Origin of the sequence: Micromonospora sp. NPDC001898 (assembly GCF_042891255.1) — a bacterium.
Lineage (GTDB): Bacteria > Actinomycetota > Actinomycetes > Mycobacteriales > Micromonosporaceae > Micromonospora.
In genome coordinates this window covers 1-20,168 of the sequence record NZ_JBIATC010000037.1, presented here as the reverse complement: position 1 = coordinate 20,168, position 20,168 = coordinate 1, and the positions used below count along the sequence as shown (strand labels likewise).

The following is a 20,168-nucleotide window of genomic DNA, read 5'->3' as shown; positions in this document are numbered from 1 at the left end:
CGCCGCGGGCGGGGGGGGCCGCGCGGGGGGGCGGGCGGGGCCGGGGGGGGGGGGGGGGGGGGGGCGCCCCCCCCCCCCCCCCCCCCCCCCCCCCCGGGCCGGGGGGGGGCCCGGGGGGGGGGGGGGGGCGCCCCACGCCGAGGGCGTCGAGGCAGTCGGCGGTGGCCCGGGCCAGCGCCGGCAGGGTGTGCGGCTCGTCCAGCGGTGCGGAGCCGCCGTGCCCGGCCAGGTCGAGGCTGACCACCCGGTGGTCGCGGGCGAGAAGGTCGTGCTGCTCGGCGAAGTCGGCGAGGGTGCGGCCGATGCCGTGCAGCAGCAGCACCGGCGGGCCCTGCCCGGTCACCCGGCAGCGGACCGCCCGCCCCCGGACGGTGAGGGTCGTGGTCGGGTCAGCCGGCCCGGTCACGCCGGCGGTCCCTTCCGGGTGGCCCGTGGCCGGCTGTCCGGCCCGGTCACGCCGGCTCCCCGGGGCCGTCCGCCGGTGCCGGGGCGGTGGGCGGCCCGGCCGGACAGCGGGGCGCGGGCACCGGAGGCGGGGGTGCGGCGGCGGCCGGCCGGGGAGCGCGGCTGAGGACGAGGGCGATGACCCGCCCGTACGAGGCGGGGGCGAGCCGGGCCAGCAGGTCCGGCAGCTTCGCCGACCAGCCGATCAGCACCCGGCCCCGGCGGCGCTCGACGCCGCGCAGGATGACCTCGGCGGCGACGGCGGGGTCGATGGAGAGCAGCCTCTCGAACTGCCGGCGGCCGGCCTCGAACTCCTCGACGGGCACGCCGCTGCCGACCCGGGCGCTCTGCGCGATGCGGGTGCGGATGCCGCCCGGGTGCACGGAGGTCACCCCGATGCCGTCGTCGACCAGCTCGTGGCGCAGTGCCTCGGTGAAGCCGCGGACGGCGAACTTGCTCGCCGCGTACGCGGTCTGCCCGGCGGGGGCGATGAGCCCGAACAGGCTGGACACGTTGACCAGGTGCGCGCCGGGCTCGGCCTTCAGGGCGGGCAGCAGGGCGTGGGTCAGCCGCACCACGGCCCGGAAGTTGACGTCGACCACCCAGCCGAACTCGTCGAGGGTGACCTGGTCGAACCGGCCGCCGAGGGCGACGCCGGCATTGTTGACCAGCAGCCGCACCCGGGGACGGCTGCGGCGGATCTCCTCGGCCACCGCGGTGGTCGCGGCGGCGTCGGCGAGGTCCACCAGGTGGGTGGTGACCGGCCGGTCGGGGTGGTCGGCCCGGATCGCGGCCACCACGGCGGCGAGCCGCTCGGCGTCCCGGTCGAGCAGGACCAGGTCGGCGCCGCGCCGGGCCAGGCCGTGGGCGAGGGCCTCGCCGATGCCGCTGGCCGCCCCGGTGACCACGGCTGTCCCACCCGCGAAGTCGAACCTGCGCACGTCGGTCTCCTCTGCTCGGTCGGCGGAATCCGGTCAGCCGACGGGGATGCCGGCGGAATCCCGCCGGCCGGTGGTGGCCGCCTCTCCCGCACGGGAGAACCGCACCCCGGAGTCGGTCAGCCGGCCGTGCCGCATCAGCAGCACGTCCCGGGCGTAGTTCTGGTGCAGCCGCCACGGGGCCGCCGCGCCCTGCTTGGGCAACGCGTCGATGCTGCGCAGCACGTACCCGGACTTCAGGTCGATCAGCGGCTCCAGGTCGCCCGAGACGGGGGCGAGCGGGGTGACGACCTGCTGGCCGGTGGCGTCGAGGTGGGCGAGCAGCCGGCAGACGTAGGTGGCGACCAGGTCGGCCTTGAGTGTCCAGGAGGCGTTCGTGTAGCCGATGGTCATCGCGAAGTTCGGCACGCCGGAGAGCATCATGCCCTTGTACGCCACCGTCCGCGCGAGGTCGACCCGCTCGCCGTCCACGGTGATCGTCATGCCGCCGAGGACGAGCAGGTTGAGGCCGGTGGCGGTGACCACGACGTCGGCGGTCAGCTCCGCGCCGGAGGCGAGCCGCAGGCCGGCGGCGGTGAGGGTCTCGATCCGGTCGGTGACCACCGAGGCCCGGCCCTGCCCGAGGGCGGTGAACAGGTCGCCGTCGGGAACCACGCACAGCCGCTGGTCCCACGGGTCGTAGCGGGGCGAGAAGTGCCGGTCGACGTCGTAGCCGGCGGGCAGCCGCCCCCTCGCCGCCCGCCGCAGGAACCGCTTCACCAGCTTCGGCGCGCGGCGGCTGAGCTGGAAGGTGGCCGTGCCGAACAGCACGTTCTTCCACCGCACCACCGGGTACACGGCCTTCGCGGGCAGGAAGCGGCGCAGCGCGTCGGCGAGGGCGTCGCGCGAGGGCAACGCGATCACGTACGTCGGTGAGCGCTGGAGCATGGTGACGTGGGCGGCCCGCTCGGCCAGGGCCGGCACCAGGGTCACCGCGGTCGCGCCGCTGCCGATCACCACCACCCGCTTGCCGGTGTGGTCGAGGTCGGCGGGCCAGTGCTGCGGGTGCACCAGCCGCCCCGTGTACGCCCGTACGCCGGGAAGATCCGGGGTGTAGCCGGTGTCGTAGCGGTAGTAGCCGGAGCAGGTGAACAGGAACGCGCAGGTGAGGGTGACGTCCTCGCCGGTGTCGTCGCGGTGGGCGCGCACCGTCCAGCGGGCGCTCGCGCTGTCCCACTCGGCGGCGAGCACCCGGTGGTGGAAGCGGATGTGCTCGTCGACGCCGTACTCGCGGGCCGCCTCGCGGACGTAGTCGCGGATCGAGTCGCCGTCGGCGATGGCCAACGGGTTGGTCCACGGCTTGAACGAGTAGCCGAGGGTGAACATGTCCGAGTCCGACCGGATGCCCGGGTAGCGGAACAGGTCCCAGGTGCCGCCGATCGCGCCGCGCCCCTCCAGCACCGCGTACGTCCTGTCGGGGCGGTTGCGACGCAGGTGGCAGGCGGCACCGATGCCGGAGAGGCCGGCGCCGACGATCAACACGTCGACGTGGTCGGAGGCCATCGCGCGTCTCCCGATCGCAGGGGTGGTGGATCGGACCCTATCCAGCGCCGTCGACGTCGGTCAACACGCTGTCGAGTGGAATCGACACGGTGTCGAGGTAGTAGCATCTGCGCTCATGACCGCCACCGCCCGTACGCCCGGACGCGGCGCCGGGGCGCGGGGGCGGCGGGCGGCCCGCTCGGCCGGGGACGACCGGCAGTTGGCCATCCTGGCCACCGCCGAGCGTCTGCTCACCCAGCGGCCGTTCGGTGAGATCTCCGTCGACGACCTGGCCCGGGGCGCGGGTATCTCCCGGCCGACCTTCTACTTCTACTTCCCGTCCAAGGACGCGGTGCTGCTCACCCTGCTGGACCGGGTCACCGAGGAGGCCGACGCGGCAGCCGGTGACGTGCTGGTCCGGCTGGCCGAGGACCCGCGGGCCCGGTGGCGGGAGCTGATCCACCGGTTCCACGAGACGTTCGGCGCGCACCGCGCGGTGGTGCGGGCCTGCGCCGAGGTGCGCGGCACCAACGCCGAGGTGCGCCGGCTGTGGGCGGCGGTGCTGGAGCGCTGGGTGCAGGCCGTCGAGGCCGCCGTGACGGCGGAGCGGCGGCGCGGCGCGGCCCCGGACGGCCTGCCGGCCCGGGACCTGGCGATCGCGCTGACCTCGATGAACGAGCGGGTCTGGTACGCCACCTTCGCCGCCGACGGGCCGGCCGTCGCGGAGCGGGACGTGGTGGACGTCCTGCTCGACGTCTGGCTCGCCAGCGTCTACCGGGGCGCGGTGCCCCCGGCCGGCTGAGCCGTCCCCGGCCGGCCCGGGAGGCGGGCCGGGGCGTCGCGCGGCCCGCCAGGGCGGCGTGGTCGGGTTCGACGGCTGACCCGGGTACGGCCGACCGGGGGTGCCGCAGCCGCACCCGAGCCGGCACGATTCGTCAGAAGGGCAGACGAGATCGTCGATGTCCCGAGGGCTCGGCGGCCGGACCCGCCGTCGTACCGGACAGAACCGCTCGTCGAGGCCAGGGGGCTGGAACATGGACTTCACGCTCGAACTCGTCGTGGTGCCGGTGTCCGACGTGGACCGGGCCAAGGAGTTCTACCGGGACCGTGCCGGGTTCCAGCTGGACATCGACATCCGCTCCGGTGAGGACTTCCGGGTCGTGCAGCTCACCCCGCCGGGGTCGGCGTGTTCGATCGCGCTGATGCGTGACCCGGACGGCGCGGGCGGCGTCGGCGGCCTGCACCTGGTGGTAACCGACCTCGACGTGGCACGCGAGGAACTGCTGGCGCGCGGGCTGCCGGCGAGCGAGATCTTCCACTTTGAGGAGGGCGGGGTGCGGGTCCCCGGCCCGGACCCGCAGCGGCGCGACTACGCCTCCTACCTGTCGTTCAGCGACCCCGACGGCAACGGGTGGCTGGTGCAGGAGGTCCGCCGGACGACCACGGCGGCCTGACCGGCGCACCCGGTTTCCCGGCGGAGTGCCGCCGGGCCCGAGATGATCGGGGCATGGAACGAGGACCGGGGCGGGGCCACCGGGCCGTGCCGCACACCGCCGACGTGCGGATCGAGGCCTGGGCGCCGGACCGGGAGGGCTGCGTGGCCGAGGCGGTGTCGGCGCTGGTGGACACCTTCGCCGACACCGCCGGCGCGGGCGAGGGCGCCGAGCTGACGTTCGATGTCCCGGCGGGCGAGGACGGGGACCTGCTGGTGGCCGTCCTCGACGAGGTGATCTTCCGGCTGGAGACCGAGGGGGTGCTGCCGGTCGCGGTGAACGTGACCGGCGGCCCCGGCGGTGGCCTGCGGGTGCGCTGGCAGGTCGTGTCCGCCGACGCGGCGGAGCCGGTCGGCGCGGTGCCGAAGGCCGTGTCGCTGCACGGGCTGCGCTTCGGCCGGGACGGGGCGGGCTGGTCCTGCGCGGTGACCCTGGACGTGTGATCCGGGGCGCGGGACGCCCTCCGCTTCCCCACACCGCGCCTCCCAGCGCCGCCGCCGGCCCGCCCCTCGGTTCAGCCCTTGACCACGCCCAGCGGCACCAGCCGGGCCACCCGGCGGCACAAACCCGCCCGCTCGGCGACGTCCACCACGGCCGTGACGTCCTTGTACGCCTCCGGCGTCTCCTCGGCCAGCCCCCGCCAGGACGCCCCGCGCACCGCGATCCCCCGGTCCTCCAACTCCCGGCGCAGCTCCTGCCCCCGCACCGTCTTCATGGCCTGGCTGCGGCTGCGGACCCGGCCCGCGCCGTGGCAGGTGGACGCGAACGCCGGGGCGCCGGCCACCCCGGTGAGCACGTAGGAGGCGGTGCCCATCGAGCCGGGGATGAGCACCGGCTGGCCGGCGGCGCGCAGGTCGGCGGGGAGGTCGAGATGCCCGGGCGGCAGGGCACGGGTGGCGCCCTTGCGGTGCACGCAGAGCCGCCGGTCGACGCCGTCCACCCCGTGCGTCTCGATTTTGGCGAGGTTGTGCGAGACGTCGTACACCAGGTCGAGCCCGCTGCCGGTGATCCGCCGGAACACCCGGCGGGCGGCGGAGGTGAGCAGCTGCCGGTTGGCCCGGGCGTAGTTCGCGGCGGCGGCCATCGCCCCGAGGTAGGCCCGCCCCTGCGCGGAGTCCACCGGGGCGCAGGCGAGCTGCCGGTCGGGCACCTCGATGCCGTGCCGGGGCATCGTCTGTTCCATCGCCCGGACGTGGTCGGTGCAGATCTGGTGGCCCAGCCCGCGCGACCCGCAGTGGATCATCACGACGACCTGGCCGACGCGCAGCCCGAACGCCGCCGCCACCGCCTCGTCATGTACCGCGTCGACCGCCTGCACCTCCAGGAAGTGGTTGCCCGAGCCGAGGCTGCCGACCTGCCCCTGGCCGCGCTGCACGGCCCGCTCGCTGACCTGGGCCGGGTCGGCGTCGTCGACCACGCCGAAATCCTCGCACCGGTCCAGGTCGCGCGGCACGCCGTGGCCGCGTTCCACGGCGTAGCGGGAGCCGCCGCGCAGCACCGCGTCGAGCTCGGCCCGGTCGGCCATCTGCCACACCGCGCCCCGGCCCATGCCGCGCGGGACCGCCGCGTCGAGGCCGTCCATCAGCGCGTCGCGCAGCCGGGGCAGGTCGGCCCGGTCCAGGTCGGCGGCGAGCAACCGCACCCCGCAGGAGATGTCGAAACCGACGCCGCCCGGGGAGACCACCCCGCCGTCGGCGACGTCGGTGGCGGCGACGCCACCGATCGGGAAGCCGTACCCCCAGTGCACGTCGGGCATCGCGTACGAGGCGCCGACGATGCCGGGCAGGGTGGCGACGTTCGCCACCTGCTCCAAGGACCGGTCCGCGCCGACGTCGGGAAGCAGCGCACGGGAGGCGAAGACGACGCCGGGCACCCGCATCGGGTCGCGCCGGTCGATCCGGAACCGGAACGGCGACTCCTCGACCAGCTCCATGGGCGGCGGCTACCCGCCCCGCGGCCGGCCACACCTGCCCCGGCGGCCGGCCCGGGTGACGGCGGGCCCGGCGGCACCCCCGGCCCGCGGTCAGGGGAGCCGACGGGACAATGGGGGAACCCGGGGGACCACCCCGGCGCCCCACCCCGTAGGAGAACACCCACCGTGTCCGGAACGCCCCAGCCCGCGCCGCCGCCGTCCACCGGCGGCGACCTGCGGGCGGACTGCTCCCGGTGCTTCGGGCTGTGCTGCGTGGCGCCCGCCTTCGCCGCGTCGGCGGACTTCGCCGTCGACAAGCCGGCCGGGCGGCCATGCCCGAACCTGGGCGGCGACTTCCGCTGCGGCATCCACCGGGAACTGCGGGACAGCGGCTTCCCCGGATGCGCCGTCTTCGACTGCTTCGGAGCGGGACAGCAGGTCGCCCAGGTCACCTTCGCCGGTCGGGACTGGCGGTCCGCCCCGGACACCGCGGCGCGGATGTTCGACACGTTCGCGGTCATGCGTCCGCTACACGAGCTGCTGTGGTACCTGACCGAGGCGGTCGCGCTGACCCCGCCCGGCCCGCTGCGCGAGGAGTTGGGCGTCGCGGTGGCCCAGACCCGGCGGCTCACGGCCGGCAGTCCGCAGGAGCTGCTCGGGCTGGACGTCGACGCGCACCGGGGGCGGGTGAACCCGCTGCTGTCCCGGGCCGGCGAGTTGGCCCGGGGCGACCGGGCCGGGCTCGACCACCGGGGGGCCGTACTGGTCGCCGCCGACCTGCGGCGGGTCGACCTGGTCGGGGCGAACCTGCGCGGCGCCGTCCTGCTCGGCGCGGACCTGCGCGACGTGGACCTCTCCCTCGCCGACTTCACCGGCGCGGACCTGCGCGGCGCCGACCTGCGCGGGGCGGACCTGCGGCGTGCGCTGTTCCTGCACCAGTCGCAGGCCGACGCGGCCCGCGGCGACCACCGGACCGGGTTGCCGTCGGCACTGGCCCGGCCGGCGCACTGGTCCCTGCCGGTCACCCCGGTCCGCCGCCCCGCCGCGCCACGGCAGCCCCGCAGGACCCACCGCAGTGGCGGCGGTCCGGCGGGCGGCGGGCGCAGCCGGTGACGAGCCGGGCCGAAGAACCGGCCGAAGAACCGGAGCGCCGGCCGGTGGAGGTCACCTGAGCGGACAGCCACCGGACGCGCGACGCGAACCGGAGCAGCACGGCTGAAACGCCGCGGCCACGGAACACCGCGCGGGCCCCGGCAGGAGCGGGCTACCCGGTGCGGCCGGCGGGGAGACGTTTGCCGCCGGCCGGGGCGGGCAGGACTGCGGCATGACCAGTGAGGAACGCTTCGACCGAGCCAGCAGCGACGAGCCCGACGGCGCGACCGCCTACGAGGCGTCCCTGCGACCGCCGGGCGAGTCGCTGCGCACGACCGAGGACACCGGGGACGACTTCGCCGACCTGCCGGCCGAGAACGCCCGCCCCGCACGGGAGACCAGCCGCGCCGGTTACGACGTCGACGCCGTCTCCGGCGCCACCGACCCCACCCGCGAAACCTGACCCCACCCCGGCGCCCCGGTGGGGTCAGGTGAGGCGGATGGCGCCGGCTGGGCAGAGGTCGGCGGCGCGGCGGATCCGGTCGGTCGCCTCGGGCGGCGGTGCGGGGCGGAGCAGGAGCACCAAGCCGTCGGCTTCGTCCTGGTCGAAGACCTCGGGCGCGGCGAGCACGCAGTTGCCCGACCCGCAGCAGCGGTCCCGGTCCACCTCGATCCGCATCGCGCCGCCCCCGCTCACCACGTCACCGGCAGGCTGTTGAGGCCGAACACGACCGACGTCTCGCGGGTGGACAGTTGCTCCGGCGTCACGGTGGTGCGCAGGCCGGGGAAGCGGCGGGCCAGCTCGACCAGAGCGATCCGCAGCTCGGCGCGGGCCAGTGGCTGCCCGATGCACTGGTGCACCCCGAAGCCGAAGGCCAGGTGCTGGTGCGCCTGCTGGTAGGGATCGAACTCGTCGGCGACCCCGAAGACCTCCGGGTCGCGGTTGGCCAGCGACAGCACGGCGATCGCGCCCTCCCCCGCCCGGATCAGCCGGCCGCCGATCTCGACGTCCTCCAGGGCCAGCCTGGGCAAGCCGGTGCGGACCACGCTGAGGTAACGCAGCAGTTCCTCGACCAGCGCGGGGGCCCGGTCCGGATGCTCGCGCAGCACGTCGAGGCCACCCGGTTCGCGCAGCAGCAGCAGGGTGCTCAGGCCGATCATGTTGGCCGTGGTCTCGTGGCCGGCGACAAGCAACAGCAGCGCCATGCCGACCAGTTCGTCGACGGAGAGCTGGCCGGTGGCCACCCGGTCGCGGACCAGCCGGCTGATCAGGTCGGTGGGAGCGCCCGCGTCGGCGTGCCGGGCGAGGACCAACTCGCGCAGGTAGGCCCGCAGCTCCCGGACCTCGGTGCGGACCCGCTCGACGGGCGTAGTGCGGTCGAGCAGGGTGCGGCTGCGGGCCTGGAAGAAGCCGTGGTCGGCGTACGGGACGCCGAGCAGGTGGCAGATCACCATCGAGGACACCGGCAGGGCGAACGCCTCGACCAGGTCGGCGGGCGGGCCGGCGGCCTGGAGATCGTCGAGGGCCTCGTCGACGGTCTGCCCGATCAGCGGCTCGATCCGCCGGACATTCTTGATCATAAATTCGGCGGTGAGCATCCGGCGCAGCCGGGTGTGCGCGTCGCCGTCCATCCGGATGAAGCCGCCCTGGCGGTCCAGCTCGGACTGGGGCGGCAACGGACGCAGCAGCGGGAAGCCCGGCTTCTCGAAATTGGCGCTGAAGGCGGGGTGGCGCAGCAGCTGACGCACGTCGGCGTGCCGGGTGACGAGCCAGGCGGTGGTGCCGGTCGGCAGCCGGACCCGGGTCACGGGCTCGTCCAGGCGACCGCGCTCCTCCTCGTCGAGCAGGGCGAACGGGCCGTGGCCGGGGTTGGTCGGTGGCCAGAGGGGCAGGTCGGTAGCGGCGGTCGCGGTCACGCGGACACCTCCCGTGACACTGTGAGTGACGCAATCGATCCGCAACGTTACCTATCGACGCAGATCGACACAAGGTCGCGTGACCTCACCGGGTCGCGGTCACCGTCCGGGCCTCGGTCATCCCCCGGTTGGCCAGGGCGTCGGCCCGCTCGTTCTCGGGATGGCCGTTGTGCCCCTTCACCCACAGCCAGGTCATCTGGTGCCGGGCGCAGGCGGCCTCCAGCCGCTGCCACAGGTCGGCGTTCTTGACCGGCTGCTTGGCCGCCGTCAGCCAGCCGTTGCGCTTCCAACCCGCCAGCCAGCTGGTGATGCCGTTGCGCACGTACGTGCTGTCGGTGTGCAGCCGCACGGTGACCGGCCGGGTCAGGCTCTCCAACGCCTGGATCGCGGCCATCAGCTCCATCCGGTTGTTGGTCGTCGGCGTCGCCTCCCCGCCGCACAGCTCCCGCTCGTGGGTGCCGTAGCGCAGCAGGGCGCCCCAGCCGCCCGGGCCCGGGTTGCCGCTGCACGCCCCGTCGGTCCAGATCTCCACGACCCTGTCGGCCGCCGCGTCCACCATGCCCGCAACCTACCGGGTACGCCCCGCGCCACCGCGGACCGGACCGTCGAAAACGGGCGGCGCCGGCCGGGGCCCTCTGGCAGGCTGCCTCACCATGACCGGACGCTTCGACGGCCTGCGGGCCGAGGTGCGCGACACCATCGACGGGCTCGTCTCCTCCGGACGGGAGGCGGGGGTGCAGGTGGCGGCGTACCTGCACGGCGAGCCGATCGTCGAGGAGCAGGCCGGCGTCGCCGACACCACCACCGGCCGGCCGATGACCGCCGACACCCCCGTGTACAGCGTCTCCACCGGCAAGGGCCTGACCGCGACGGTCGTGCACGTCCTCGCCGAACAGGGGCAGCTCGACTACGACCGGCGCATCGCCGACGTGTGGCCCGAGTTCGCCCGGCACGGCAAGGACCGGATCACGCTGCGTCACGCGCTGACCCACACGGCGGGCCTGCCGGCGTTGCCGCCCGACACCACCCTCGACGACTTCGCCGACTGGGACCGGATGTGCGCGATCGTCGCGGACTCCGCGCCGCTCTGGACCCCGGGCGAGCGGTTGGCGTACCACGCGTGGACGTTCGGCTGGATCGTCGGCGAGGTGGTCCGGCGGGTCACCGGCCGCCGGGTCGGCGAGGTCCTCGCCGAGGACGTGGCCGCGCCGCTCGGCGTGGCCGGGGAACTGCTCCTCGGCGTACCGCTGGCCGGGCAGGGCCGGCTGGCCCGGATGGAGGACGGCAACCTCTCGGCGATGCTGGAGGCGTTCGCCGGCCAGCTGCCGCACCTGGACCGGGTCGCCCCACCGGGGGTCCGCCCGGACGCCGGCCTCGCCGCCCGCCCGGACGTGCTCGCCGTCGACGTGCCCGCCGTCGGCACCCTCACCGCCCGGGCCGCCGCCCGGATGTGCGCGGCGCTGATCGGCGAGGTGGACGGCGTACGGCTGATCTCGCCGCAGCGGCTGCGGGCGGCGACCGCAGTGGCGGTGCGCGGCCCGGAGTGGGTCTTCGGCCAGGAAGCGGCCTGGGGGCTCGGCTACGCCGTGGACGTCGACGGGTCGTTCGGTGCCGCCGGCAGCGGGGGAAGTCTGGCGTTCGCGTACCCGGACCTGGGGCTCACCGTGGCGGCGACGCGCAACCGGCTCGCGGTCGGCGACGGCGACCCGCTGGAGCGGCTGCGCCTGGCGATCCGCGACACGGTCGCCGCGCGCGTCGGCTGACCCGGCCCCCGGCGACGGGTCACCCGGCGGGGCGACGCAGCCGGCCACGAAGCCGCCCGGCTGCGTCGCCGACGACGGCGGAGGTCATCGCCAGCAGTGGGCTGGACCGCATCACCGCCAGGTCCTCCCCCGGCGACGTGTCGCCGTCGAGGAAGCGCAGCACCCGCTCGGCGGGGTTGCGGTCGAACAGCCGGTCGAAGAACTCCGGGCCGCCGACCCGGCCGGTGTCCAGGGCCCGCAGCGCGACCGCGTCCATCCACAGGTGCCGCCGGGGGTACGCGGGCGCGGGCACCGGCGGCCGGCCTGCGGCCAGCGCGCGGGCCACCTGGTCGGCCTGGCGCAGCATGGCGGAGAAGGTGAACCCGGTGGAGGGGCGGGTGGCGCCGCCGGCCGTGCCGAGGCGAACCACCCGGGGCGAGGGGCGACGCGGGAACGGGGCGTCGGTCATCGGGATCACCCCGTCCTCCACCTCCCGCACCGTCAGCGCGGCCGGGTCCAGGCCGAGCCGGCCGAGGTAGCCGCGCAGCGCCCGGTCGTACCCGTCATCGGTGAGCCGGTCCGGGGAGAACTCGGTGTACTCGACCAACGCGTACCGGTCGCTGACCGGCAGCACGTAGCCGAAGGAGACGCCCCGCCCGGGCTGCGGGGTGCGGAAGTCCATCAGCACCGCCCGGGCGGGGTCGAACAGCGGCCCGCCGGACTCCACCCACCAGCCACGGAAGTGCTGCAACCAGGACGTGCGGCCGGGCCGGGCCGGCGGGCGGGGGCGGGAGTCGAGCACCCACGACGCCCGGACCAGCGGGACCCCGTCGGCGCCCCGGACCAGCACCCCGGCGCCGTCGTCGTCCAGGCCGGTCACCGCCGCGTCGATCCGCCTCGCCCCGAGGCGCCGCTCGGCCTCGGCGGCCCGGGCGTACACCGGGGCGGAGCGCAACATGGCGTACCGCAGCGGGGTGAGGTCGAGCACCCGGCGGCGGGCCGGGGTGGTCACCTCGACCTGGTCCCAGCTGGCGCTGAGCAGCGGGTCCAGGTCCCCACCGGGGCGGCCCCAGAACGCCCAGGTGCGGTCCTGACCGTGCTTGCGCACCGGGTCGACGACGGCGACCCGCAGCCCCCGCACGCCGTGCCGGTCCAGGGCGGCCAGCACGAGCGACCCGGCCCCGCCGCCGCCGACCAGGGCGAGGTCGACGTCGACCGGCGCGGAATCGTTCACCCCGACACGCTGTCACACCGCCCGGCCGGGTGCGGCACCGACGGGCGACCACCGGTCACGGGACGGCCGGGGGCGTCACTCGCCGCGCCGGTGCACGGCCTCCAGCCGGGCCAGGTCCTCGGCGGTGAGCCGCAACGCACCGGCGGCGACGTTGTCGACCATGTGCTCGGGGTTGCCGGTGCCGGGGATGGCCAGCATGTTCGGGCTGCGGTGCAGCGCCCAGGCGATCCGCAGCTGGGCGGTGGACGCCCCGTGGGCGGCGGCGACCGCGCGGACCTCCGGGTCCTCGTCGCCGCTCGCGCCGGCCTCCCGGCCGGTGGTGGCGATGGAGAAGAACGGCACGTACGCCACCCCCCGCGCGGCGCAGTCGCGGACGAACTGGTCGTGGCGGGGCCGGAAGCCGAGGCCGTACGCGTTCTGCACGCACACCACCGGGGCGACGGCCTGCGCCTGCGGCAGGTGGTGCGGGCGGACGTTGGAGATGCCGAGGTGCCGGATCAGGCCGGCGTCGCGCAGCTCGGCGAGCGCGCCGAAGTGCTCGGCGACCGACTCCAGGCCGGCCTGGCGCAGGTTGACCAGGTCGAGGTGGTCGCGGCCGAGCTGACGCAGGTTCTCCTCGACCTGGCCGCGCAGCTCGTCCGGCCGGGCCAGCGGCAGCCACCGCCCGGACGGGTCCTTGCCCGGCCCGACCTTGGTGGCGATGACCAGGTCGTCGGGGTACGGCGCGAGGGCCGCGTTGATCAGCTCGTTCGCGGAGCGCAGCGGCGAGAAGTAGAAGGCGGCGGTGTCGATGTGGTTGACGCCCAGCTCGACGGCCCGGCGCAGCACCGCTATCGCCCGGTCCCGGTCGCTGGGCCGGCCGTCCGCGGTGCCGGTGAGCCGCATCGCGCCGAAGCCGATCCGGTTGACGGTGCGGTCGCCCAGCGTCCAGGTGCCCGCGGCGTCCGCAGTGGTGATCCCCGTGTCCATGATCATGATTGTGGCACGGGCCGGCGGGCCGCCGCCGTCCCGTGAATCCCCGTTGAACCCGCAGCGGTGGGTGTGGGACCGTCGCGCCGTGACGGACTATCGCAGCGTCAACCGGGCCAGCTGGGACGAACGGGCGCCCGCCCACGCCAAGTCGCCGGACTACGCCCTGGACCGGTTCCTCGCCGACCCCGGGCACCTGAGCGAGGTGGTCCGCTTCGACCAGCCGCGCCTGGGCGACCTCACCGGCCTGCGCGGGGTGCACCTGCAGTGCCACATCGGCACAGACACCATGTCGCTGCACCGCCTGGGGGCCCGGATGACCGGGCTGGACTTCTCCCCCACCGCCCTGGCCGAGGCCCGTCGCCTCGCCGCGGGCACCGGCGCGGCGGTCGACTTCGTGGAGGCCGACGTGTACGACGCGGCGGCGGCGCTGGAGCCGGGCGGCTTCGACCTGGTCTACACCGGCATCGGGGCGTTGTGCTGGCTGCCGGACATCCGCCGCTGGGCGTCGGTGGTCGCCGCGCTGCTGCGCCCTGGCGGGCGGCTGTTCCTGCGTGAGGGCCACCCGATGCTGTTCACGGTGGACGACGCCCGCCCCGACGGGCTGCTCACCGTCGAGTTCCCGTACTTCGAGCGGCCGGAGCCGACGGTGTTCCAGGCCCCGGGGACGTACGTGACGACCGAGGAGACGTTCACGCACAACGTCACCCACGAGTGGAACCACGGGATCGGCGAGGTCGTCACCGCCCTGCTGGACGCGGGGTTCGAGCTGACCATGCTCGCCGAGCACGACAGCGCACCGTGGGACGCCCTGCCGGGGCGGACGGAACGCGCCGGGCCCGGCGAGTGGCGGCTCGCCGACCGGCCCTGGCGGCTGCCGCAGACGTACACGCTCCAGGCCCGCCTGCGCGGCTGACCCGGCCTGCGTGGTCAGGAGTCCGCGCGCAGGCGGTACAGCACGCTGCGGCGCAGCGGACCCGACTCGACCTCGGGGTCGTCGAAGTCCTCGGCCGGGTCGGTGGTCATGCCGAGGCGGCGCATCACCGCCTGGGAACGCACGTTGCCGACGGTGGTGATCGCCACGATCTCGGGCAGTCCGCAGGTGTCGAAGCCGTGGCGCAGCGCGGCGCGGGCGGCCTCGGTGGCGTAGCCGTGGCCCCAGGCGGGGCGGGCCAGCCGCCAGCCGATCTCCACCCCGGTCAGCGGCATGCCCTCGTCGACGTCGTCGAGGCCGGCGAAGCCGACGAACTCGCCGGTGTCGCGGACCTCGACGGCCCAGAAGCCGTAGTCCTTGGCGTCGAGGTCCGCCTGGAAGCGGCGGGCGGACGCGGCGGACTCCTCGCCGGTCAGCACCGGGCCCAGGAACTCGCGCACCTGCGGGTCGGCGTTCATCGCCGCCCACGGCTCCAGGTCGCTGTCCCGCCAGCCCCGCAGCACCAGCCGCTCGGTTCGAATTTCGATCATTGGCCCACCGTAGCGCCGGGGTCGAGGGGTTTACGTCGCCCGACGGCGTGGACTGCGGGGCGGGCGACGCGGCGGTAGCCTCCCGGAAGAACATCCATGTCCGACGATCCGATGGAGGTTGGGATGACGATTCGACGGCGCCTGCTGCGGTTCACGTCCGGCTGCGTCGCGACGACCGTGGCGGTGACGGCGCTGGCGGTCGCCGGGCCGGCCGGGGCCGCGCAGGCCGCCTGCACGACGAGCAGCTTCACCGTCGTGTGGGACTACGCGGGGATGTACACCGAGCCCAACGAGGCGACGTTGTACGGCACCCGCCGCTACGGGCAGGTCGTGACGGGTCCGACGGGCAACACCTCCAACGGCTGGACGCTGACCTACGACTGGTGGAACGGCCTGCCGCTGTGGGCGTACATGAAGGACGCCTCGTTGCAGTACCGCGGCTGCGCCTGAGCGCCGTGCCGGTCACCGGGGGACACCGCCCACGGTGACCGGCCGTGGCCCATACTCCCGGCCATGAGCCTGCTGCTGCCGGAGCCGGGGACGTCGTCGGACGTGCCCGCCTTCTTCCTCACCTACCTGGACTTCTACCGGAAGGCCGTGGCCGACCGAATCGCCGGGCTGACCGACGCGCAGGCCCGGTCGGTGCGGGTGCCGTCGGGCTGGACGCCGGTCGAGCTGATCCGGCACCTGACGTTCATGGAGCGCCGCTGGCTGGTGTGGGGGTTCCTCGGCGAGCCGGTGCCCGACCCGTGGGGCGACCGGGTGGCCGGGCGCTGGCACGTCGGCCCCGACGAGACGGTGGCCGACGTGGTGGCCGCGTTGCACCGCGGCGGGGCGCGGACCAGGAGCATCGTCGGGGGCGCCGCGCTGGACGCGCCGGCCGCCCTCGGCGGGCGGTTCACCGACCCGGCCGCCCGGCCGACGCTGGCCGCGATCCTGTTCCACGTGCTGCAGGAGTACGCGCGGCACGCCGGGCACCTCGACGTCGTCCGCGAGCTGATCGACGGCCGCGCGGGCGAGTGACCGCCTGCTGGAGATCGCCGTTGAGCTGGCCGGGGTCCGACGCGCCGGCGTCCCGCCGGCTGAGCCGGGCGGGTCAGCGTCGGCCCGCGTCCAGCCAGAGCCGGATCAGGTCGCGGCGCCGCTCCGGCTCGGGATGATCCTCGTAGGCGGTGCGCGCGTGCACCACGACGCCGTTGTCGAGGAACTGCATGTCCCCGGCCCGCAGGTCCATGCCGAGTGAGAACCGAGGGTCGGCGTGCAGCCGGTCCAGGGTGTCCATCGCCTCCCGCTGCGCCGGGGTCAGCGGCGGCACGTGCGCGCCCCGCTGGGCCGAGCGGATGTAGTCCGGCCCGTAGTGGGCGGCGAGGCGATCGCCGTCGCGGGCGTACACCGGCCGCTGGCCGAAGCTGTCCGGCCCGTCGCCGGTGCGCCGGTCGTACCACCACGGCTGGTAGAGCAGCCGGGCCAGGTCGGGGCGGGTGCGCACGACCTCGTTGTGCACCGCCACCGAGCTGACGACCGTGCTGAGCCCGCCGCTGCGGGCCGGCCGGACGCAGAGCAGGGCGACGACGTCGGTCGGGTCGGCGTGGTACCCGATGCCACGACGGTGCTCGTAGCTGCGGGTGGTCGGCCGGTCGGGGTCGGCCCCCCGGTCGCGGACGTGCCGCAGGATCGCGCCGTCGGGCCCCTGCCCGAGGAGCCGGCCGACGTGGGCGGCGACGCCGACGGCGAGCAGTTCGCACCCGCGTTCGGTCAGCCCGGCGACGGGCAGGCCACGCACCAGCCCGATGCCGCAGCCGCCGGTCACCTCGGCGGCCAGCCGGGCCAGCTCCGGGCCGAGGGCCGGCAACGGGAAGTCGGCCCGGGACAACCCGTCGAGGGGTACGCCGGCGGCCTCCACGGCGGCGACGGCGGCCCGCAGCTCGGCGCGCTGGGCGTCGTCGACCGTGAGCCGCCACCGCCCGCCGTCGGCGAGTTGGTCGGCCCGCCAGTCGGCCGGCCCCCGCACCTGGTCGATCACCGCCACGGCGCCCCCCCCCCCCCGCTCGGGCCCGGCCGGGACGGCCGGGCGTCACCTCCAGTCTGAACCGCAATGGTGGGTGGGCGCGGCACGCTCTGCCAGGGGCATAACGTCGGCCGGCTGGTCTTCGCCTACGAGACCGGCCTGGTACGACCCGGACCGCCGGGCTGACGAGCGCCAGCACCGCCGTTTCCGCAGCTCTCATGCCGGCCGGGTGGACACGTGACGGCAGCGAAGAATTCTCGTTTTCACCGGATCGGGGGCCCAACCCTCCTAGTGTTGGGCACACCGGTGCTAGTCACGGAGTTGGCCACCCGAACGACGTCCCACGCAGTCAGCGGACGAAAAGTGAGGGAAGACGCGCATGAAGACACAGTCAGTTCTCGGATCGGCGGCGCTCGGCGTGGGTTTCGGCACGCTCCTGCTCCCGGTCGCCGCGCTCGCGGACACCACGGTGTCACCGGCCACCACCCCCGTCGGCGGGACCGTGGTGCTCACCTCGACCTGCAACCCGAAGTCGGGCGACGCGATCTTCCGCGTCACCGGCCCCGACCGCGACCAGAACGTCCGGTCCACCACCGCCGCCGCCGGCGGCGGGCTCAGCGCGGAACTGTTCACCGCCGGGTTCACCCTCGGCACGTACACGGTCGCGGCGACCTGCGGCGACGGGACCTCCTCAGGCAGCGCGACATTCACCGTCACCCCCATCGGCGGGGCCCCGGCCGGCTCCGGCACCGACGCGGACAACCGCGGCCTGCTGGCCACCGGCGGCACCCTCGTCGGGGCCGCGGCCACCGGCGCACTGCTCCTGGCACGCCGCCGACGCCACGCGGTCAACCACGCCTGACGACGTACGTCACCACCATCCTGAGACGGGTGCCCGCGCCGGCCCACGCCGCCGCGGGCACCCGCCGCGCACGCGAAGGAGTCGCACGTGCCCACCGGCGACCGGGTCGTCCCACGGACCGCCGTGGCGCTGATCGCGCTGGCCGGCGCCGCCGGCGGACTACTCGCCCTCGGGGCGGCCCGCACACACCCCCAGCCACCCCGGGCCGCCCCGGGCACCGGAACCGACCCGGCGGGGGGGGGGGGGGGGGGGGGGGGGGGGGCGCCGCGGCGGCGGCCCCCCGCCCCCCCCCCCCCCCCCCCCCCCCCCCCCCCCCCCCCCGCGCCGGTCCGGATCACCATCCCGGCGATCGGCGTACGCGCCGACCTGGTGCCGGTCGGCGCCAGCACCGCCGGCGAACTGGAGGTCCCGCCGTCGAACCCGCCCACCGTCGCCGGCTGGTACCGCCTCGGGGTCAGCCCCGGCGAGGCCGGCAACGCCGTCGTCGTCGGGCACGTCGACTCCCGGGAGACCGGCCCTGCCGTCTTCTTCGCCCTCGGCCGGCTCCGGCCCGGCGACCGTATCCAGGTCACCCGCTCCGACGCCCGGACCGCCACGTTCGCCGTGGACGGCGTCGGGTCGTACCCGAAGGCCCGGTTCCCCACCGACCTCGTCTACGGCGCGGGCACCGTGCCCCGGCTGCGCCTGATCACCTGCGGCGGCCAGTTCGACGAACCCAGCCGCTCCTACCAGGACAACGTCGTCGTCTTCGCCACCCTGCTCCCCTGACCGCCGCCCCCGCACCACCGGCGGCCGGGAGATCGCCTACGGTTGCCGTCAGTTCCCGTGTGGCGGAGGTGAACGGTGGACCAACAACCCGTGCAGACCCGATGGCTCGGGCGGCTGCCCGCCCTGCTGCGCCGCCCATGGAGCCGGCCGATCACAGACGCCCTGCCCGTCGGCACACGGTCCAATCCGGACGCCGTGATCGACTGCGCCGTCTATGTCGACGGGCGGCGCCAACCCGGGCGCCCGCACTACGCCGAGGCGTACGCGCAGTGCCGTCACGGCCGGCGGCCGTTCGTCTGGCTGGGCCTGCACGACCCGACGCCGGCGGTGATGGCCGCGGTCGGGTCGACCTTCGGCCTCGACGAGTACAGCGTCGCACAGGCCCTCGCCGACGGGCACCGGCCGACCCTGCAACGGCACGGCGACGTGACGCTGCTGGTGCTGCGCACCGCCGGCTACGTCGCGCACACCGAACTGACCGACACCTCCGAGGTGATCGACACCGGCGACGTGATGGTGTTCCTCGGCGACCGGTACGTCATCACCGTCCGGCACGGCGCGGCCGGAGCGCTCGCCACCGTGCGCGAGGACGTCCAGCGCCGCCCGGCGGTGCTGGCCGAAGGGCCCTGGGCGGTGGCGTACGCGGTCTGCGCCCGAATGGTCGAGCTGTACCTGGAGGTCGCCGGTCACGTCGAGACGGACCTGGAACGGCTTGAGGAGACGGTCTTCGCCCGCGACCGGTCCGCCGACATCCAGCAGATCTACCAGCTCAAGCGGGAGATCGTCGAGTTCAAGCGGGCGGTGCTGCCGTTGCAGGCGCCGCTGCGGGCATTGCTCGGGCAGCAGCCCGACGGCCCGCCCCCGGCCCTGCGCCGCTGGTTCGCCGACGTGGACAGCGACCTGGCCCGGGCCGTCGACCGGGTCGGCGCGTACGACGACCTGCTCAACTCGATCCTCCAGTCCCGGCTGGCGCAGCTGGCCGTCGAGCAGAACAACGACATGCGCAAGATCGCCGCGTGGGCGGCGATCGCCGCCACCCAGACCGCCGTCGCCGGGATCTACGGCATGAACTTCACCAACATGCCCGAACTGAACTGGCGCTACGGCTACGCGGGAGCGCTGCTGGTGATGGCAACCGCCGCGCTCACCCTGCACCGGCTCTTCCGCCGCTCCGGCTGGCTCTGACCCGAACAGTCCAGCCCCCGACACGATCACCGGTCACACGACGCGCCGGGTCTCGCCCTGTTGATCAGAGGTTCGTGTCGGGATCCCCCGCTGCGGGCGTGAGTGTCTTGGTCGACGGGGCGGTGGGGTGTGGGCGCCTTTGGGGTGGTGTCTGGTTTGGGGTGGGGTGTCGGGTGGTCGGGGTCACCGTGGGGGTGGAATCGGTGGGGGGTCGGGGGCGTTGTACATGGTTCACCCGGGCGAGACCGGCCCGGGGCAGCCCCCCGGGAACCGGGGCCCGCGTGGAATGCGGGGCCGGCCGGGATGGTTACACCCCCCGGACATCCGAGCAGGTCCCCCCGGATCGCCGGGTTGTCCCCCTGATCTGATCCCCCCTTTTTCGCGGCACACCGTCGTTTTTTGTGTGGGTGTCGCGTGTCCCCCGACCAGAGGAGCACGCCGTTATGCGTACCGATCTGATCCGTAGGACCGTTCTTTCCGTTGGTGTTCTGGCCGCCGCCGCTGGTGGTGTCGCCGCTCCCGCTGTCGCCGCCCACGCGGCCCCCGCCGCCGGGAAGGCTCCCGTCGTGTCGGTGCAGGCCGACCGCAAGGGTGGGGAGCGGCAGTTGGACGTGCGGTA

General features: G+C 75.2%; 23 protein-coding genes. 12 read left to right on the top strand and 11 right to left on the bottom strand.

The features are described 5' to 3' along the window. The 3 genes from ACFYZF_RS30375 to ACFYZF_RS30365 all read right to left on the bottom strand — a co-directional run. Positions 1 to 322, bottom strand: a 322-nt coding sequence (locus tag ACFYZF_RS30375) for an alpha/beta fold hydrolase (RefSeq protein WP_387026587.1), incomplete at its 3' end; no start/stop codon positions are given. 130 nt (positions 323 to 452) lie between these two features. Next, the gene (locus ACFYZF_RS30370; RefSeq protein WP_387026585.1) at positions 453 to 1,385 is read right to left on the bottom strand and encodes an SDR family NAD(P)-dependent oxidoreductase; all 933 of its coding nucleotides are present in this window, start codon (positions 1,383 to 1,385) and stop codon (positions 453 to 455) included. A 33-nt stretch (positions 1,386 to 1,418) separates the two neighbouring features. Next, the gene (locus tag ACFYZF_RS30365; RefSeq protein WP_387026583.1) at positions 1,419 to 2,924 is read right to left on the bottom strand and encodes a flavin-containing monooxygenase; all 1,506 of its coding nucleotides are present in this window, start codon (positions 2,922 to 2,924) and stop codon (positions 1,419 to 1,421) included. A gap of 115 nt (positions 2,925 to 3,039) precedes the next feature. Between ACFYZF_RS30365 and ACFYZF_RS30360 the strand changes: the two genes are divergently transcribed. From ACFYZF_RS30360 to ACFYZF_RS30350, 3 genes are all read left to right on the top strand, one after another. Then, a complete protein-coding gene (locus ACFYZF_RS30360) occupies positions 3,040 to 3,705 on the top strand; it encodes a TetR/AcrR family transcriptional regulator (RefSeq protein WP_387026581.1) in 666 nt (221 codons plus the stop codon). 232 nt (positions 3,706 to 3,937) lie between these two features. Beyond that, positions 3,938 to 4,357, top strand: a complete 420-nt coding sequence (locus tag ACFYZF_RS30355; protein WP_387026579.1) for a VOC family protein — start codon at positions 3,938 to 3,940, stop codon at positions 4,355 to 4,357. Positions 4,358 to 4,410: 53 nt separating this feature from the next. Beyond that, entirely contained in the window at positions 4,411 to 4,839 is a 429-nt protein-coding gene (locus tag ACFYZF_RS30350; protein WP_387026577.1) for an archease, read from the top strand. A 71-nt stretch (positions 4,840 to 4,910) separates the two neighbouring features. Here the strand turns inward: ACFYZF_RS30350 and ACFYZF_RS30345 are convergent, their stop codons facing one another. Then, positions 4,911 to 6,329 carry an RtcB family protein gene (locus tag ACFYZF_RS30345; RefSeq protein ID WP_387026575.1) on the bottom strand — a complete coding sequence of 473 codons (1,419 nt, stop codon included), beginning with the start codon at positions 6,327 to 6,329 and terminating at the stop codon, positions 4,911 to 4,913. A 165-nt stretch (positions 6,330 to 6,494) separates the two neighbouring features. Between ACFYZF_RS30345 and ACFYZF_RS30340 the strand changes: the two genes are divergently transcribed. Next, positions 6,495 to 7,421, top strand: a complete 927-nt coding sequence (locus ACFYZF_RS30340; protein ID WP_387026573.1) for a pentapeptide repeat-containing protein — start codon at positions 6,495 to 6,497, stop codon at positions 7,419 to 7,421. 211 nt (positions 7,422 to 7,632) lie between these two features. Beyond that, entirely contained in the window at positions 7,633 to 7,863 is a 231-nt protein-coding gene (locus ACFYZF_RS30335) for a hypothetical protein (RefSeq protein ID WP_387026571.1), read from the top strand. A gap of 24 nt (positions 7,864 to 7,887) precedes the next feature. Here ACFYZF_RS30335 and ACFYZF_RS30330 read toward each other — a convergent pair whose 3' ends face one another. The 3 genes from ACFYZF_RS30330 to rnhA form a co-directional block, all read right to left on the bottom strand. Next, positions 7,888 to 8,100 carry a ferredoxin gene (locus ACFYZF_RS30330; RefSeq protein ID WP_387026569.1) on the bottom strand — a complete coding sequence of 71 codons (213 nt, stop codon included), beginning with the start codon at positions 8,098 to 8,100 and terminating at the stop codon, positions 7,888 to 7,890. Further along, positions 8,094 to 9,317 (bottom strand): cytochrome P450, encoded by a 1,224-nt coding sequence (locus tag ACFYZF_RS30325; protein ID WP_387026567.1) that lies wholly within the window; start codon positions 9,315 to 9,317, stop codon positions 8,094 to 8,096. The genes ACFYZF_RS30330 and ACFYZF_RS30325 overlap by 7 nt, the downstream gene beginning before the upstream one ends. An 85-nt stretch (positions 9,318 to 9,402) precedes the next feature. After that, complete coding sequence (gene rnhA, locus ACFYZF_RS30320; RefSeq protein WP_387026565.1) at positions 9,403 to 9,876, bottom strand: ribonuclease HI; 474 nt, start codon at positions 9,874 to 9,876, stop codon at positions 9,403 to 9,405. A gap of 94 nt (positions 9,877 to 9,970) precedes the next feature. Between rnhA and ACFYZF_RS30315 the strand changes: the two genes are divergently transcribed. Further along, positions 9,971 to 11,080 (top strand): serine hydrolase domain-containing protein, encoded by a 1,110-nt coding sequence (locus tag ACFYZF_RS30315; RefSeq protein ID WP_387026563.1) that lies wholly within the window; start codon positions 9,971 to 9,973, stop codon positions 11,078 to 11,080. A gap of 19 nt (positions 11,081 to 11,099) precedes the next feature. Here the strand turns inward: ACFYZF_RS30315 and ACFYZF_RS30310 are convergent, their stop codons facing one another. Further along, a complete protein-coding gene (locus ACFYZF_RS30310) occupies positions 11,100 to 12,293 on the bottom strand; it encodes a lycopene cyclase family protein (protein ID WP_387026562.1) in 1,194 nt (397 codons plus the stop codon). A 75-nt stretch (positions 12,294 to 12,368) separates the two neighbouring features. Beyond that, on the bottom strand, positions 12,369 to 13,262 hold the full coding sequence (locus ACFYZF_RS30305; RefSeq protein WP_387026560.1) for an oxidoreductase: 894 nt from the start codon (positions 13,260 to 13,262) through the stop codon (positions 12,369 to 12,371). Between the two features lie 88 nt (positions 13,263 to 13,350). Between ACFYZF_RS30305 and ACFYZF_RS30300 the strand changes: the two genes are divergently transcribed. Continuing rightward, positions 13,351 to 14,178, top strand: a complete 828-nt coding sequence (locus ACFYZF_RS30300) for a class I SAM-dependent methyltransferase (RefSeq protein WP_387026559.1) — start codon at positions 13,351 to 13,353, stop codon at positions 14,176 to 14,178. Between the two features lie 14 nt (positions 14,179 to 14,192). Here the strand turns inward: ACFYZF_RS30300 and ACFYZF_RS30295 are convergent, their stop codons facing one another. Next, entirely contained in the window at positions 14,193 to 14,726 is a 534-nt protein-coding gene (locus ACFYZF_RS30295; RefSeq protein ID WP_387026557.1) for a GNAT family N-acetyltransferase, read from the bottom strand. Positions 14,727 to 14,849: 123 nt separating this feature from the next. Between ACFYZF_RS30295 and ACFYZF_RS30290 the strand changes: the two genes are divergently transcribed. After that, positions 14,850 to 15,176: a hypothetical protein gene (locus ACFYZF_RS30290; protein WP_387026555.1), complete on the top strand. Its 327-nt coding sequence runs from the start codon at positions 14,850 to 14,852 to the stop codon at positions 15,174 to 15,176. 63 nt (positions 15,177 to 15,239) lie between these two features. Further along, entirely contained in the window at positions 15,240 to 15,749 is a 510-nt protein-coding gene (locus ACFYZF_RS30285) for a DinB family protein (RefSeq protein ID WP_387026553.1), read from the top strand. Positions 15,750 to 15,822: 73 nt separating this feature from the next. On the opposite strand, the gene ACFYZF_RS30280 is transcribed toward ACFYZF_RS30285, so the two are convergent. Then, positions 15,823 to 16,755, bottom strand: coding sequence for a TauD/TfdA family dioxygenase (locus ACFYZF_RS30280; protein ID WP_387026551.1), 933 nt, complete (start codon positions 16,753 to 16,755; stop codon positions 15,823 to 15,825). A 358-nt stretch (positions 16,756 to 17,113) separates the two neighbouring features. Here ACFYZF_RS30280 and ACFYZF_RS30275 point away from each other — a divergent pair, with 358 nt between their 5' ends. From ACFYZF_RS30275 to ACFYZF_RS30265, 3 genes are all read left to right on the top strand, one after another. Continuing rightward, on the top strand, positions 17,114 to 17,596 hold the full coding sequence (locus ACFYZF_RS30275; protein WP_387026549.1) for a hypothetical protein: 483 nt from the start codon (positions 17,114 to 17,116) through the stop codon (positions 17,594 to 17,596). A gap of 87 nt (positions 17,597 to 17,683) precedes the next feature. Then, complete coding sequence (locus ACFYZF_RS30270; protein WP_387026547.1) at positions 17,684 to 18,364, top strand: class F sortase; 681 nt, start codon at positions 17,684 to 17,686, stop codon at positions 18,362 to 18,364. 75 nt (positions 18,365 to 18,439) lie between these two features. Continuing rightward, complete coding sequence (locus ACFYZF_RS30265) at positions 18,440 to 19,549, top strand: magnesium and cobalt transport protein CorA (RefSeq protein ID WP_387026545.1); 1,110 nt, start codon at positions 18,440 to 18,442, stop codon at positions 19,547 to 19,549. Positions 19,550 to 20,168 lie beyond the last annotated feature (619 nt).

Bases quoted from the DNA above. Each gene is read 5' to 3' on its own strand.
- ACFYZF_RS30365 (WP_387026583.1), bottom strand. From the start codon at position 2,924: ATGGCCTCCGACCACGTCGACGTGTTGATCGTCGGCGCCGGCCTCTCC.
- ACFYZF_RS30360 (WP_387026581.1), top strand. From the start codon at position 3,040: ATGACCGCCACCGCCCGTACGCCCGGACGCGGCGCCGGGGCGCGGGGG.
- ACFYZF_RS30355 (WP_387026579.1), top strand. From the start codon at position 3,938: ATGGACTTCACGCTCGAACTCGTCGTGGTGCCGGTGTCCGACGTGGAC.
- ACFYZF_RS30350 (WP_387026577.1), top strand. From the start codon at position 4,411: ATGGAACGAGGACCGGGGCGGGGCCACCGGGCCGTGCCGCACACCGCC.
- ACFYZF_RS30345 (WP_387026575.1), bottom strand. From the start codon at position 6,329: ATGGAGCTGGTCGAGGAGTCGCCGTTCCGGTTCCGGATCGACCGGCGC.
- ACFYZF_RS30335 (WP_387026571.1), top strand. From the start codon at position 7,633: ATGACCAGTGAGGAACGCTTCGACCGAGCCAGCAGCGACGAGCCCGAC.
- rnhA (WP_387026565.1), bottom strand. From the start codon at position 9,876: ATGGTGGACGCGGCGGCCGACAGGGTCGTGGAGATCTGGACCGACGGG.
- ACFYZF_RS30315 (WP_387026563.1), top strand. From the start codon at position 9,971: ATGACCGGACGCTTCGACGGCCTGCGGGCCGAGGTGCGCGACACCATC.
- ACFYZF_RS30305 (WP_387026560.1), bottom strand. From the start codon at position 13,262: ATGGACACGGGGATCACCACTGCGGACGCCGCGGGCACCTGGACGCTG.
- ACFYZF_RS30295 (WP_387026557.1), bottom strand. From the start codon at position 14,726: ATGATCGAAATTCGAACCGAGCGGCTGGTGCTGCGGGGCTGGCGGGAC.
- ACFYZF_RS30290 (WP_387026555.1), top strand. From the start codon at position 14,850: ATGACGATTCGACGGCGCCTGCTGCGGTTCACGTCCGGCTGCGTCGCG.
- ACFYZF_RS30285 (WP_387026553.1), top strand. From the start codon at position 15,240: ATGAGCCTGCTGCTGCCGGAGCCGGGGACGTCGTCGGACGTGCCCGCC.
- ACFYZF_RS30275 (WP_387026549.1), top strand. From the start codon at position 17,114: ATGAAGACACAGTCAGTTCTCGGATCGGCGGCGCTCGGCGTGGGTTTC.